Genomic DNA, 13,145 nt, shown 5'->3' with positions numbered 1-13,145 from the left:
GCTATTGCGCCAGGCAGACGACAGGAGCCGCCTCAGTGCATCGTTTCGCGGGAAACCTCGTCGCGAAGGATACGGAACGCATCCTCGAGTGCTGCGACCAGCACATTGGTCAGCTCTTCGCCGTCATTGTTCGTGAGGAAGAGGGCCACGGCCGCATCCTGCGGATCGGTATAGTGCTCGATATCGTTTGACATATCATCGTCCTTTGTTCGCCGTATCACATCCCGGCTCTTGGCGCGATGGTATGAGGACCGACTTGTGCAAAGCTTGACAAACGAACCGGCGCCTCACGCGTTGGGCGCCGACTTGGCGGACCGCTGCCCGACCGCCTCGGCTTCAATCGATCGTAGCCCTCCCGAAACAGATCACCCCATCTGCGCGACACGGCACCATCGCCTTTTTGCTCGCCCTTGCCCGCGCGGCGCTCCAGCACTTTAATAATTCTAGAGCATCTTATCCGCATCACGTGATTCCACTTGAAGGCGGGATGCTCTAGGAGGACGCTGGAGATGAACGTCGGAACTGAAAATGTCGAAGAAGCCGAAGCGCGATAACGCCCATTACGAGCAGCGATTGAAGGCGGAGTTCCCGGACATCTACGGCGATGTGCTCGCGGGCAGGATCTCCTCGCTGCGCAAGGCGCTCGTCATCGCCGGCCTGAAACCGCAGCGGACCCGCCTGGAGAAGCTCAAGAATTCCTGGGCAAAGGCCACGCCCGGCGAGCGCGACGGTTTCCTCACATGGCTGGCGATATCAGGCGTCCTGCCCGTTGCCTCTGCATCACCCGTTGCCGCGGCTCCCATTCTCCCCCCTTTGCCGGCAGGAGCCCCCATCGCCAGCGGCCGTTACCTGCTTCCTTCCGCCGTCACCCGGATCAAGGCGATCATGGCAAAGCATCGGCTGAAGCCCGACGACGTCATGCGCGAGATGGGTTTCTTGTCCGATGGACAGCCGCTTGCCCGCGCGCTTGCCAAAAACACAAGCCTGAGGCTCGCGGTGATTGCCGGGCTGGAAGCGTGGCTGCGCACCCATGAAAACTGACTTCGCTGTCGCAGCCTTATCCCCGGTCGAATAGCGCTCCAAGAGCTCGCTGAGCGTGGTTGACTCGAGGATGAGAGTGTCGGGTGCGGCACCGAACCGATCGACCTGAGCCTCAGCTCGCGGGCCCACTTCTCGGCTTCGATCTTGCTGTCGAATGACTTGCAACGGGGCTTCATGCCGCGCCGGCGAACTTGTGCTTGCCAACGTCCTCTGAGCTTTCTGATCGTCGCCATGTGACCTCCAACGGATGTTTGAAGATCACGCGTAGGACGCCCCCGGAGGGGAGCCAAGAATTATCCCGGCGCAATCGATGTTTCGCGATGAAGCGATTGACTACGAAAAGCTCACCCCGTTGTCGCCCCGGATGCTGACGGCGTATATGTTCTCCATGATCGAAATCCTGGAAGAATGAATGGCACCGAAGACGACGCTGAACGCTAAGAACCTGGAAACGCTGGGCGCCGAGAGACTGGCCGAATTGTTGATGGAGGTCAGCACCGGCAGTGCCGCGACAAAACGTCGGCTGCGGATCGAGCTTGCCGGAAAACAGGGTAGCAGCGAAGTCGCGAGAGAGGTGACCAAACGTCTCTCGTCTATCGAGCGGTCACGCTCGATGATCAATTGGCGCCGGGTCAAAGCCTTGAAGAGCGACCTGGAAACGCAGCGTCTCGTGATCGTTGACACCATCGCCAGCGGCGATCCGGACGAGGCGCTCGAGGTATTGTGGCGGTTCATGGGCTTGGCGCGCTCGATTTTCGAGCGATGCGACGATAGTAACGGCATGATCGCGGATGTCTTTCGCCAAGCCTGCATCGATCTGGGCGCACTGGCAAGTGCAGCGAAACCGGACCCGCTCCTGCTGGCGAAGCAAGCCTTCAGCTCCCTGCAAAGCAACGATTACGGACAGTATGATCACCTGATCGAGAGTCTATCACCGGCGCTCGGTGGAGAGGGCCTCTATCGACTGAAGTCGTTGTTCGACGATTGGGCAAAAACACCGATTAACGAATCGCACCATGCGGAGCGCGTCGTGATCGGCTGGGGTAGCAACGGCCCGGTTTACGAGGATGATCTCAGTCTCCGCCAGCGCGACATGACGATCAGGATGGCATTGGAGCAAATTGCCGACGCCCAGGGCGATGCAGATGCCTTCATCGCGCAGCAGAGCCAGCAGGCGAGATCCGCACCCATGATCGCCGCCGAGATCGCACAGCGTCTGCTGAGGGCGGGACGAGCGGATGAGGCATGGGATGCCATCAATCGCGTCGAAATCAAGGGCAACCAGACCACGTTCAAATGGGAAAATGTCCGCATTGATGTCCTGGAAACTCTGGGACGCCAGGAGGAAGCCCAGGCCTTTCGGTGGCAGTGTTTCGAACAATCGTTGAACGAGCGGCATCTGCGGGCGTTTCTCAAGCGCCTGCCGGATTTCGATGATATCGAAGCCGAGGAAAGTGCCTTCGACTTTGTCGCCCGCTTTCCGAACGTCCACCAGGCGCTCGCCTTCCTGGTCTCCTGGCCGGCATTCGACAAGGCTGCGAAGCTCGTCGCAGCACGCGCATTCGAACTTGATGGCGATTACTATGAACTCTTGGCGCCGGCAGCCGAACAACTGCAGGAGAAGCATCCTCTGGCGGCGATCATCGTTCTGCGGGCCATGATCGACGTCGCGCTCGATCGCGGGAAATCCAGCCGTTACCGCCATGCCGCGCGACATCTCATCGAATGTCAACGGCTATCGGCTATGGTCTCCGACTTCGGCGCGCTTGCGTCACATGCCGACTATACCGCAAGCCTCAAAGGCAAGCATGGGAAGAAGGTTGGGTTCTGGGCTGCAGTCGACCGATGACCCCACGTTTTCTGCTCCTGAACTTGCCAACGTCCCTGGAGCTTTCTGATCGTCGCCATGTGACCTCCAACTGTTGTCGTCGATCACACGTAGGACGCCCCTGGAGGGGAGCCAAGGATCATCCCGGAACCATGGCCTAGGATCCGCTAAACTTACCGGCGCGCGCGCGCCCAGTCGACAAACAATAACGACAACGGGAAATTTAGGTTCTGCCGAATGTTGCCTAGCCAAGTCGATACTCTTCCGCTGGCAAGCACGCGGCGGAATACAAAAAGGCAGGCTGCAGCCAGGGTGTTAGCTCGTGAATTCGAGCTTTTCTTTGGCGAAAGTAGTGAACTTCACCAAGGCGGGCCCTGATTTGAAACAGGGCGCGCTGATCAAGTGTATGATTTAAAACATCCAGTCGCCGCGCTTGCACCACGCCAATGTTCACAACACCCCTAACAAATAATTCTAGAAGCCACGCCCTAGTGACATGAAGGTGACGGATAGCGGGGCTCAGGATCAAATCTACAATTGATGTTGCCATGTCCTGGAAAGATATCTGGTCATCTGCCGTAAGCTCTTCCATAAGCAAGACCAGTTCCTTCGCGAATGGAATGAGACGATCGTAATTGTCGCGTATGAACTGGACAGATGCCGGATCTCTGGTCAGCTTCATGCTCCGTAGAAGCACTCGGATCATACCAAGGTCCCAGAATTCCTTTTCAATCTCTTCAGAAATCGCGGCAACAAGGTCAATGTTAGCAAGCTGGGCTAGCGGCTCGGTGCTGTCTTCTGACTCATAAATCGTATAAAGGAGGTGCTCTACCGCTGATGCCTCCGCTTGATCTGCATCTTCACCGCTAAAAAGTTGCAAGTTTTCACGATATTCCTGAAAAGGTATGACACGCGTTTTAGATGACGCTAACGAAAGTCCCTCGCCGGCCCACAAACTGTCCGCGAGGAACGCCAACGCGTCATAGGGATCTTGCCCCGCCCGTATGAAGATACGGAAATCGTCAACGTATCGCGAAACCAGATACCCTTCGCCCACCAGGGCCCTGTCGATATCTAAGAGGGCGAGTTCCGCAAGGAGTCTCGAAGCATTTCCGCCGACGGGTATTCCAAAAGACTGCCTAGCGCGGATGTCACGCAGGAACGCGGTGATCATTCGCGTCTCTGTTGTTTCTCCCGCAGCTTCTCTAAGGTTGTTCTCGAGACGGTGATGATAAATCCTCTGGTAAAAATCCGAGATGTCAGCCTCAATCACGTGGGTATATTCACCATCCTCCGCAAACTGAACCTGCGCAAACTGCGTCCACAGCCAATTGCTGTAACGGCAACCATCCGCAAACATCTTAAAATCATCGCCTGGGTGATATCTATATGAGAAGCCTGGCCGTGTGTCCGCGGGGCCGCGTGCATTTTCAATTTGCTGCCCCACAGATGCGGTTGCAGCTAGTAGGGCTATCGCGTCTGTTGGATAAAGTTGGTGAGCGACACGAAACCCATGACGGCTTTTCGGAACGAGCGAGTCCAGCGAACTGAGCGGCCTGAAGGTCGCCGTATTATCCGCAGCTAGCGCATCAGCAATCTCTTCCTTCCTTTCCCGCAGAAATTCAAACTCGAAAGGGTAGGGGAATATGTCTGTATCGCCGTGTGCTGTGATGTGCTCAAGGCTCCAAAGCAGTGCCTGGCGGTCGAGATGCGGCATATAGGGGTTGCTCCACGAAGTTGCCAAGATTTGGCACAGAGCAGATTGGGTTGCAAACGTTCAGATAATCGTGGCGCTATGCGCCTCGAGCGTGGCCCGTTTCATCCAAATGCGGCGTCCAGATGATTTTAGGTTTGAGCGGAGATTTTAGGAAGCCTTGGTTACCCAGGCTGCCGATGGCGGAGAGGGTGGGATTTGAACCCACGATACCCTTGCAGGTATGCCGCATTTCGAGTGCGGTGCATTCGACCACTCTGCCACCTCTCCGCATAGTCGGTCGGCGCTTGTTCGGCGCGGTCGGGTTCATAGCGGCAGATTCGGGTGCTGGCAAGTGCCTCGTTGAAGAATATCCAATGCGGCGAGTGCGTTCTTCTTGACAGAGGCGAGCGTTTCCCGTAATTCGCGCAATGAAGTGGTGTGGCTTGCCCTCACCGCAGCGGGTGTGATTTGCGCCCATTCACCGGCAGGGCCTCGGGAATGATCCCGGATTTCTGCTCAAAATGTCGACTGACAAAAAGACGGCCTTGCCCCAGGGTAAAGAGCCGGCCCGAACATGAAAGGATAAAGAATGTTCGCAGTCATCAAGACCGGCGGTAAGCAGTACCGCGTGGCAGCCAACGACGTCGTAACCATCGAAAAGCTGGAAGGCGTAGCAGGCGACAAGATTGAATTCACCGAGATCCTGATGGTCGGCGTCGGCGCCGATGCAACCATCGGCGCTCCGTTTGTCGAAGGTGCCGTTGTCAGCGCCGAAGTCGTTGAACAGGGCCGCGCCAAGAAGGTCATCGCCTTCAAGAAGCGTCGCCGCCAGAACTCCAAGCGCTCGCGCGGTCACCGCCAGCACCAGACGACCGTCCGCATCCTGGACATCGCTGCTGCCGGTGGCAAGGCAAAGAAGGCTTCCAAGAAGTCTGAAGCCGCCGCTGAAGCTGCAAACTGAGTTTTGGGATCGAAGGTTTAAAGGAGAACACCAATGGCACACAAAAAAGCTGGCGGTTCGTCGCGCAACGGTCGCGATTCTGAGTCCAAGCGCCTTGGCGTGAAGAAGTTCGGCGGCGAGAAAGTCATCGCCGGCAACATCATTCTGCGTCAGCGCGGCACCAAGTGGCATCCGGGCGCCAATGTCGGCCTCGGCAAGGACCATACGATTTTTGCGCTTACGGCGGGTAACGTGGACTTCCGTACGAAGGCCAATGGCCGCGTGTACGTGTCTGTAATGCCGAAAGCGGAAGCAGCGGAATAAGCCGGTAGCGCTCTAAAACAGCCGGCGTCTCATCGACCCGGCTGACGCACCTAACGGTTCCAAGCCAGACCTAAAAAGGGGAGATGGGGCAATACCCAACTCCCCTTTTTTTCGTTTCTGGAGGACGAACCATGCAAACCGAGCTACTGAGGGAAGACCAATCACGGTCTCCCGAACAAAGGCTGAGGCCCCAACGGTCAAGGACCGATTGCCCGATATTGTTGTCACCCCGGCTCGTTCTGCGCGCCCCCCATGAAGACGATATCGACGCCCTTGCCCATCTTGCCAACAATGCCAATGTCGCCACCATGGTCTCGCGCATGCCGCACCCGTATACGACGGCCGATGCCGCCGATTTCGTGCGACGCGCCAAAGCCGGCACGATTGGCAAGTGCGTCTACGCGATTACCAAAGCGGAGAATGGCGCATTCCTCGGTTGCTGCGGTATCGAGCCGCATCCCGATGGCAAGACGGCGGAACTCGGCTATTGGCTGGGCGAACCCTATTGGAACCAGGGTTATGCCACCGAGGCTGCCCAGGCCCTGACCGACATGGCTTTCCGCACCCGCGACATCGACCAGATCGATGCACGCTGCCGGGTCATGAACCTCGCGTCGCGCCGGGTCATCCAGAAGTGCGGCTTCCAGTTCCAGGGCAGCGGCATGGTCGGCAGCCTTGCGCTCGGCGGATCGATCTCAGTTGAATGGTACCGGCTCGACCGCAAGACCTGGGTTTCCCTCAGAAGCTGGGGAGGCATGCGATGAACGCGCTTACTTCCGAACGGTCGCGCACCATCGTCCGTCCCGGCCCCGGGCCCTGCCCGGTCATCGAGACCAGGCGTCTGGTGCTGAGACCCCATCGGCGCAGCGATGCCGAGGCGATCGCCCAGTCGCTGGCCGATTTCCAGGTGGCGCGCATGCTCTCGCGCGTGCCCGCCCCCTACGACCAGCAGGATGCGCTCGATTGGCTGGCGAGCCAGACCTCGGGGCTCACCCCCGACTGGACGTTGGCGATCACCACCGGCGACGACGTGCATATCGGCTGCATCGGCATCGAGCTCAGGCACGGCCAATGGCATGTCGGCTATTGGCTGAACCGGTTCTACTGGGGCAAGGGCCTGGCGAGCGAAGCCGCCTATGCGGCGATCGAGCGCTTCTTCCGGCGGATGCCGGAAACGACCTTGCATTCCGGCGTCTTCGCCGACAATCCGGGATCGCTCAAGGTCCAGGAAAAGCTCGGCTTCCAGATCAGCGGATGCAGCCAGATCTATGCGCTCGCCCGCAATGCCATGGTCGCGCATATCGAAACACGGCTGACCGCCGCGGATCTACGCCGGCCGCATTGAAGCATGTCTCGCAAAAGTGTGAAGCGGTTTTGCGATAAAGACATGATTGAAGCCAAACGCCTAAAGCCCACTGTCCAAAGCATTTGGACAGTGGGCTTTAAGCAACATTTCCCCCGCGAAGCATGCCTTCGCGGGGGCCTTCGTCATTCGAGCTCAAAGCCGATCGGGAGATGATCGGAGCCTTTGGCATCATAGTCGGTCCAGGCGTCTTTCAGACGCGGCACCAGGCCGGCGCTGATGAAACAATAGTCGAGATGCATGCGCTTTTGAGGATTGTCGGGATGAACCCAGCTATAGCTTTCCGGTGTCAGCCGACCGAGATGGGCGAGCGTGTCGACGGGGTTTTCGACCCTCAGCGAGCGTCCGTAATAGGCGTCGCGCGCGCCGGCCATCTCGCAATACTCAGGCGTCTCCGGCTCCATGTTGAAATCGCCCATGACGACGAAATCCTCCGGATGCGGCGGCTCGGCAAGGCCGAAATCCGCAGCTCCGGTAATGCCACCACCCTCGAGCGTATAGCCAAGCAGCCGTTCTTTCAGAAACCGGATCTGGGCGATGCGTTCGGCCGGAAGCACATGGTCGAGATGCACGGAATAGACGCGCAGCGGCCCGTCCGGAGCGGCGATCAGTGCCTCCGTCGCACCGCGCTGCAGGTTCATCGGGCTGATGGTCCGGGTGCGAGGAAGCGAGATCATTCGCGTCGACAGGATCGGCCAGCGCGACAGGATCGTGTTGCCGAACTGGAAGCGTCGGCTGACGGCGCGCCCGTCTTCGACCGTCGAGCCGATATCGATATCGCAAGGCGCATGGAAGGCGGCGAAATGACCGGGGAAAAGCGCCTCGAAACGGGCAACCAGATCGACGTGGCCGTTGCGGTGAAAACCGCGGGTCACTTCCTGCAGCGCAATGATGTCGGCGCCGTCGAGCGACGCGGCAATGCGTTCGGGGTCAAACTGACCGTCAAGCCCGATGCCGTATTGGATGTTGTAGCTGGCAAAACGCACGATATTCTTTGACCTCCGGATGAACCGCCTATATCGATGGCGGCAAAATACGACCGCGCAAATACACAAAACAGATGGCAGACCAATGAAATTTCTCGACGAAACGAAAGTCTACATACGCTCCGGCGACGGCGGCGCAGGCGCCGTGTCGTTCCGTCGCGAAAAATTCATCGAATTCGGCGGTCCGGACGGCGGTGACGGCGGCCGCGGCGGCGACGTCTGGGTCGAGGCGGTCAATGGCCTCAATACCCTGATCGACTTCCGCTACCAGCAGCATTTCAAGGCCAAGACCGGCACGCATGGCATGGGCCGCAACCGCACGGGCGCCGGCGGCGCCGATGTAACGCTGAAGGTTCCGGTCGGCACGCAGATCTTCGAGGAAGACAGCGAAACGCTGATCGTCGACATGGTCGCCGAGGGCCAGCGCTACCGGCTTGCCGCCGGCGGCAATGGCGGCTTCGGCAACGCCCATTTCAAGTCTGCCACCAACCAGGCGCCGAGCTGGGCCAATCCAGGCCTCGAAGGCGAGGAAAAGACCGTCTGGCTGCGGCTGAAGCTGATTGCCGACGCCGGCCTCGTCGGCCTGCCCAATGCCGGCAAATCGACCTTCCTTGCCGCGTGCACCCGCGCCCGGCCGAAGATCGCCAACTATCCCTTCACCACCCTGCACCCGAACCTCGGCGTCGCCACCATCGACGGCAACGAGTTCATCATCGCCGACATTCCCGGCCTGATCGAAGGCGCGCATGAAGGTGTTGGTATCGGCGACCGCTTCCTTGGCCATGTCGAGCGCACCCGCGTGCTGCTGCATCTCGTCTCCGCCCAGGAGGAAGACGTCGCCAAGGCCTACAAGACCGTGAAGCATGAACTCGAAGCCTATGGCGGCGGGCTCGAAGACAAGCCCGAGATCGTCGCGCTGGCGCAGATCGACGTGCTCGATGAGGACGAACTGAAGGTGAAAGCCAAGGCACTGGCAAAGGCCTGCGGCGAGCAGCCCCTTCTGCTTTCGGCCGCCACCAGCAAGGGCATGACCGAGGCACTGCGGGCACTGCGCACCGTCATTGTCGCGGCAAAGTCCGGAGAAGAGACCGCCTGACATGACGAAGACCCGCAAGCCGCTTCAAAAGTATCGTCGGGTCGTCATCAAGATCGGGTCGGCCCTGTTGGTCGACCGCGCGACCGGGCTGAAAAAGGCGTGGCTCGACGCAATGTGCGCCGATATTGCTGCCCTCAGAGCTAGGGGTGTCGACGTTCTCGTCGTCTCCTCCGGCGCCATCGCGCTTGGACGCACCGTGTTGAAACTACCACCGGGAGCGCTGAAGCTCGAGGAAAGCCAGGCGGCCGCTGCCGTCGGCCAGATCGCCCTTGCCCGCGCCTGGTCGGAAAGCCTTTCTGCCGACGCCATCGTCGCCGGTCAGGTGCTGCTGACGCTCGGCGACACCGAGGAGCGTCGCCGCTATTTGAACGCCCGCGCCACGATCAATCAGCTCTTGAAGCTCGGCGCCGTGCCGATCATCAACGAGAACGATACGGTCGCCACCACCGAGATCCGCTACGGCGACAACGATCGCCTGGCCGCCCGCGTCGCCACCATGGTCGGCGCCGATCTGCTGGTGCTACTCTCCGATATCGACGGTCTCTACACGGCGCCGCCGCATCTCGACCCCAACGCCCGTTTCCTCGATGTGATCGCGGAGATCACGCCCGAGATCGAAGCGATGGCAGGGGGAGCCGCCTCCGAGCTGTCGCGCGGCGGCATGCGCACCAAGATCGACGCTGGCAAGATCGCAACCACCGCCGGCTGCGCGATGATCATCGCCTCGGGCAAACCCAACCATCCGCTGGCGGCGATCGAGGACGGCGCTCGCTCGTCCTGGTTTGCGCCATCGGGCTCGCCGGTGACCGCACGCAAGACCTGGATCGCCGGGCAGTTGCTGCCCGCCGGCACGCTGTCCATCGATGCCGGCGCCGAGGAGGCGCTCCGCTCCGGCAAGAGCCTGCTGCCTGCGGGCGTGCGCGAGGTGAAGGGCACGTTCAGCCGCGGCGACACCATCGCCATTCTCGGCGCATCAGGCCGCGAGATCGCGCGCGGCCTTGCCGGCTATGATGCCGACGAGGCCCGCCAGATCGCCGGCAAGAAATCCGCCGAGATCGCAGCGATCCTCGGCTATGCCGGCCGCGCCGCCATGGTGCATCGCGACGATCTGGTGATGACCGGCAAACGCGCCGACGAGAAGGACGGCCGGAGGGATGAAGTCCATGCTTGACGAAGTGAAGAAGGATGACGTCGAGAGCGTCATGCTGGAGATCGGCCGCCAGGCGAAGGCCGCAAGCCGGCCGCTCGCCGTTGCCACCGCCGAGCGCAAACATGCAGCGCTGATCGCGATGGCCGAGACGGTCGTCAACCGCCGCGACGAGGTTCTTGCCGCCAATGCGATCGATCTTGAAAACGCCCGCCAGTCCGGCGTCGCTGCCTCCTTCATCGACCGCCTGACGCTGACGGAAAGCCGTATCCGCGACATGGCGAATGGCATTCGCGCGATTGCCGAATTGAGGGATCCGGTCGGTGACGTCATCGCCGAGTGGGATCGCCCCAATGGCCTGCATATCGAGCGCGTTCGCACGCCGCTCGGCGTCATCGGCGTGATCTACGAGAGCCGCCCGAACGTGACGGCAGATGCCGGCGCACTGTGCCTGAAGGCCGGCAATGCCGTCATCCTGCGCGGCGGCTCCGACAGCTTCCACTCCTCGCGCGCCATCCATGCCTGCCTTGTCGAAGGTCTGAAGACCGCCGGCCTGCCCGAACATGCGATCCAGATGGTGCCGGTCGCCGATCGCGCCGCCGTCGGCGCCATGCTTTCCGGCCTCGGCGGCACCATTGACGTCATTGTTCCGCGCGGGGGAAAAAGCCTCGTCGCCCGCGTCCAGAACGAGGCGCGCGTACCGGTGTTCGCTCACCTCGAAGGCCTCTGCCACATCTATGTCGACGCGTCTGCCGATCTCGCCATGGCCGAAAAGATCGTCGTCAACGCCAAGATGCGCCGCACCGGCATCTGCGGCGCCGCCGAGACGCTGCTGATCGACAGCAATGCCGCGGAAAAGCTGGCAAAGCCGCTGCTTCGAGCGCTCCTGGCGGCCGGCTGCGAAGTGCGGGTGTCCAAGGAACTTGCCGGTACCGTCGATGGCCTGAAGCCGGCGAACGATGCGGATTGGTCGACGGAATATCTCGACGCGATCATCTCGGTCCGGCTGGTGGATGGCATCTCCGGCGCGATCGAGCATATCAACACCTGGTCGTCTGCGCATACCGAGGCCGTGATCGCCGAAGATGCCGATGTCGTCGAACGTTTCTTCGCCGAGATCGATTCCGCCATCCTCTTGCACAATGCCTCCACCCAGTTTGCCGATGGCGGCGAATTCGGCATGGGCGGCGAGATTGGAATTGCCACCGGCAAGATGCACGCCCGCGGCCCCGTCGGCGTCGAGCAGCTGACATCGTTCAAATATCGCGTGCGTGGCACCGGACAGGTCAGGCCCTGACGTGACGTCTTTGGAGGTGAACGGCCGCTATCTGCGCATGCCCCATGTCGAAAGCGGCATGGTGGTCGGCCTGTTCGGCGGCTCGTTCAACCCGCCGCATGAGGGGCACGTTCTGGTCGCCGAAACGGCGATCCAGCGCCTTGGCCTCAGCCAGCTCTGGTGGATGGTCACCCCCGGAAACCCCTTGAAGAACCATAACAATCTGGCACCGCTTGCCGACCGCATCGCGCTCAGCGAAAAGATCGCTCCGGATCCGCGCATCAAGGTGACCGCCTTCGAAAAGGCGCTGGGGCAGAGCTATACCGCCCGCACGCTTGCGATCGTCCAGGCCCGCAACCGCGATATCCGTTTCGTCTGGATCATGGGCGCCGACAACCTGCGCAACTTTCACCGCTGGCAGAACTGGCAGAAGATCGCCCGCACCTTCCCGATCGCGGTCATCGACCGGCCGGGCTCGACGCTTGCCTATCTCTCTTCACGCATGGCCAAGACCTTCGACTATGCCCGCATCGACGAGGACGATGCCCGGCGCCTTGCTTTTCACCGGGCACCCGCCTGGACCTTCATCCACGGGCCGCGTTCCTCGATGAGTTCGACGGCACTTCGGTCCGCCAGGACGGCGTGAAATCGAATGATTCATTTCTGGTGTCTTGAAACCGTTCTGGTTTGATGCCTACATTTACTGACGGTTCGAGCGATACGGCGAATCGGAAGTGCCTGTTCTGTTCACATGGAAAGGAAAGACCCTGACAACAGCACACGCCAAGGGATATGCGGCCTCCGCGTTCCCACGCAGCACGGGATCTAGCGACGAAGCCGCTGTCCGTGCGCTTCAACTGGTCCTCGAGAGCCTAGAGGACTCGAAGGCAGAAGATATCGTCACCATCAACATTGCCGGCAAGTCGGCGCTGGGAGACTTCATGGTCGTTGTCTCCGGGCGATCGAGCAGGCATGTGGCGGCGATTGCCGACCATCTGACCACGGATCTGAAGGACGAGGGCTTCGGCAACGCCCGCGTCGAAGGTCTGGAAACAGGCGACTGGGTGCTAATCGATAACGGCGATGTGATCATTCACATCTTCAGGCCGGAAATCCGGGAGTTCTACAACATCGAAAAGATGTGGGCGACACCGGAAATCGAGGACGGCACGCTGCATTGAGACCGCCGGGTTCGTCGGACGTCTGAGCCGTCGCGCGAGCCGAGTTGCGGTCATGCATGTTGGGAATGTGGCTGTCATCGCCGAAGCGGCGTATCACAGCCGAGATGATTGTTGCGACTGACCGTAGCTTGCAGCGCTGCCGCGTCTGGTATGACGCGTAAAGGTCGCTGTTGGGCTTTAGAGCGCTGCAGGATCTTCTCCTTGAATCGATCCCGGTTTCAGGAGGTATGCAGGTGCGCGGTCCAGCGCAGGCGGAGACGGATTTTG

14 protein-coding genes, 1 tRNA gene and 1 pseudogene are annotated in these 13,145 nt (G+C 60.5%); 11 read left to right on the top strand and 5 right to left on the bottom strand.

Annotation, left to right across the window (positions count from 1 at the left end):
- Positions 1 to 32 precede the first annotated feature (32 nt).
- Positions 33 to 194: a hypothetical protein gene (locus tag AC244_RS37490; RefSeq protein WP_202596070.1), complete on the bottom strand. Its 162-nt coding sequence runs from the start codon at positions 192 to 194 to the stop codon at positions 33 to 35.
- Between the two features lie 334 nt (positions 195 to 528).
- Here AC244_RS37490 and AC244_RS12775 point away from each other — a divergent pair, with 334 nt between their 5' ends.
- On the top strand, positions 529 to 1,041 hold the full coding sequence (locus AC244_RS12775) for a hypothetical protein (protein WP_053249208.1): 513 nt from the start codon (positions 529 to 531) through the stop codon (positions 1,039 to 1,041).
- Positions 1,042 to 1,071: 30 nt separating this feature from the next.
- Here the strand turns inward: AC244_RS12775 and AC244_RS38025 are convergent.
- Positions 1,072 to 1,274: pseudogene (locus AC244_RS38025) on the bottom strand (site-specific integrase); the annotation flags it as partial.
- Positions 1,275 to 1,453: 179 nt separating this feature from the next.
- On the opposite strand from AC244_RS38025, the gene AC244_RS12770 reads away from it, so the two are divergent.
- The gene (locus tag AC244_RS12770; RefSeq protein ID WP_053249207.1) at positions 1,454 to 2,890 is read left to right on the top strand and encodes a DUF6880 family protein; all 1,437 of its coding nucleotides are present in this window, start codon (positions 1,454 to 1,456) and stop codon (positions 2,888 to 2,890) included.
- Positions 2,891 to 3,113: 223 nt separating this feature from the next.
- On the opposite strand, the gene AC244_RS12765 is transcribed toward AC244_RS12770, so the two are convergent.
- The gene (locus tag AC244_RS12765; RefSeq protein WP_053249206.1) at positions 3,114 to 4,586 is read right to left on the bottom strand and encodes an RNA-directed DNA polymerase; all 1,473 of its coding nucleotides are present in this window, start codon (positions 4,584 to 4,586) and stop codon (positions 3,114 to 3,116) included.
- Between the two features lie 177 nt (positions 4,587 to 4,763).
- A tRNA-Ser gene (locus AC244_RS12760) sits at positions 4,764 to 4,853 on the bottom strand.
- 301 nt (positions 4,854 to 5,154) lie between these two features.
- Between AC244_RS12760 and rplU the strand changes: the two genes are divergently transcribed.
- The 4 genes from rplU (at position 5,155) to AC244_RS12740 (ending at position 7,174) form a co-directional block, all read left to right on the top strand.
- On the top strand, positions 5,155 to 5,526 hold the full coding sequence (gene rplU / locus AC244_RS12755; protein ID WP_025425118.1) for a 50S ribosomal protein L21: 372 nt from the start codon (positions 5,155 to 5,157) through the stop codon (positions 5,524 to 5,526).
- A gap of 33 nt (positions 5,527 to 5,559) precedes the next feature.
- Entirely contained in the window at positions 5,560 to 5,829 is a 270-nt protein-coding gene (gene rpmA, locus AC244_RS12750) for a 50S ribosomal protein L27 (protein WP_025425119.1), read from the top strand.
- 131 nt (positions 5,830 to 5,960) lie between these two features.
- On the top strand, positions 5,961 to 6,593 hold the full coding sequence (locus tag AC244_RS12745; RefSeq protein WP_053249205.1) for a GNAT family N-acetyltransferase: 633 nt from the start codon (positions 5,961 to 5,963) through the stop codon (positions 6,591 to 6,593).
- Positions 6,590 to 7,174: a GNAT family N-acetyltransferase gene (locus tag AC244_RS12740; RefSeq protein ID WP_053249204.1), complete on the top strand. Its 585-nt coding sequence runs from the start codon at positions 6,590 to 6,592 to the stop codon at positions 7,172 to 7,174. Before AC244_RS12745 ends, AC244_RS12740 begins: the two co-directional genes overlap by 4 nt.
- A gap of 143 nt (positions 7,175 to 7,317) precedes the next feature.
- Here the strand turns inward: AC244_RS12740 and AC244_RS12735 are convergent, their stop codons facing one another.
- The gene (locus tag AC244_RS12735; protein ID WP_053249203.1) at positions 7,318 to 8,178 is read right to left on the bottom strand and encodes an endonuclease/exonuclease/phosphatase family protein; all 861 of its coding nucleotides are present in this window, start codon (positions 8,176 to 8,178) and stop codon (positions 7,318 to 7,320) included.
- 85 nt (positions 8,179 to 8,263) lie between these two features.
- On the opposite strand from AC244_RS12735, the gene obgE reads away from it, so the two are divergent.
- From obgE to rsfS, 5 genes are all read left to right on the top strand, one after another.
- A complete protein-coding gene (gene obgE, locus AC244_RS12730; protein WP_053249202.1) occupies positions 8,264 to 9,274 on the top strand; it encodes a GTPase ObgE in 1,011 nt (336 codons plus the stop codon).
- Position 9,275: 1 nt separating this feature from the next.
- Positions 9,276 to 10,445 (top strand): glutamate 5-kinase, encoded by a 1,170-nt coding sequence (gene proB / locus AC244_RS12725; protein WP_053249201.1) that lies wholly within the window; start codon positions 9,276 to 9,278, stop codon positions 10,443 to 10,445.
- The gene (locus AC244_RS12720; RefSeq protein ID WP_053249345.1) at positions 10,438 to 11,718 is read left to right on the top strand and encodes a glutamate-5-semialdehyde dehydrogenase; all 1,281 of its coding nucleotides are present in this window, start codon (positions 10,438 to 10,440) and stop codon (positions 11,716 to 11,718) included. The genes proB and AC244_RS12720 overlap by 8 nt, the downstream gene beginning before the upstream one ends.
- A gap of 16 nt (positions 11,719 to 11,734) precedes the next feature.
- Entirely contained in the window at positions 11,735 to 12,343 is a 609-nt protein-coding gene (locus AC244_RS12715; protein WP_082366840.1) for a nicotinate-nucleotide adenylyltransferase, read from the top strand.
- 88 nt (positions 12,344 to 12,431) lie between these two features.
- Complete coding sequence (gene rsfS, locus AC244_RS12710; RefSeq protein WP_053249200.1) at positions 12,432 to 12,878, top strand: ribosome silencing factor; 447 nt, start codon at positions 12,432 to 12,434, stop codon at positions 12,876 to 12,878.
- Positions 12,879 to 13,145: the final 267 nt, after the last annotated feature.

It is taken from the genome of Ensifer adhaerens (genome assembly GCF_001270265.1).
GTDB lineage: Bacteria > Pseudomonadota > Alphaproteobacteria > Rhizobiales > Rhizobiaceae > Ensifer > Ensifer adhaerens_B.
Note: the sequence above shows the minus strand (reverse complement) of the source record. Positions and strands in the feature narration are given on the sequence as shown.

Excerpts from the sequence above, each read along its gene's own strand:
- AC244_RS37490 (WP_202596070.1), bottom strand. The coding sequence starts at position 194 with ATGTCAAACGATATCGAGCACTATACCGATCCGCAGGATGCGGCCGTG.
- AC244_RS12775 (WP_053249208.1), top strand. The coding sequence starts at position 529 with ATGTCGAAGAAGCCGAAGCGCGATAACGCCCATTACGAGCAGCGATTG.
- AC244_RS12770 (WP_053249207.1), top strand. The coding sequence starts at position 1,454 with ATGGCACCGAAGACGACGCTGAACGCTAAGAACCTGGAAACGCTGGGC.
- AC244_RS12765 (WP_053249206.1), bottom strand. The coding sequence starts at position 4,586 with ATGCCGCATCTCGACCGCCAGGCACTGCTTTGGAGCCTTGAGCACATC.
- rplU (WP_025425118.1), top strand. The coding sequence starts at position 5,155 with ATGTTCGCAGTCATCAAGACCGGCGGTAAGCAGTACCGCGTGGCAGCC.
- rpmA (WP_025425119.1), top strand. The coding sequence starts at position 5,560 with ATGGCACACAAAAAAGCTGGCGGTTCGTCGCGCAACGGTCGCGATTCT.
- AC244_RS12745 (WP_053249205.1), top strand. The coding sequence starts at position 5,961 with ATGCAAACCGAGCTACTGAGGGAAGACCAATCACGGTCTCCCGAACAA.
- AC244_RS12740 (WP_053249204.1), top strand. The coding sequence starts at position 6,590 with ATGAACGCGCTTACTTCCGAACGGTCGCGCACCATCGTCCGTCCCGGC.
- obgE (WP_053249202.1), top strand. The coding sequence starts at position 8,264 with ATGAAATTTCTCGACGAAACGAAAGTCTACATACGCTCCGGCGACGGC.
- proB (WP_053249201.1), top strand. The coding sequence starts at position 9,276 with ATGACGAAGACCCGCAAGCCGCTTCAAAAGTATCGTCGGGTCGTCATC.
- AC244_RS12720 (WP_053249345.1), top strand. The coding sequence starts at position 10,438 with ATGCTTGACGAAGTGAAGAAGGATGACGTCGAGAGCGTCATGCTGGAG.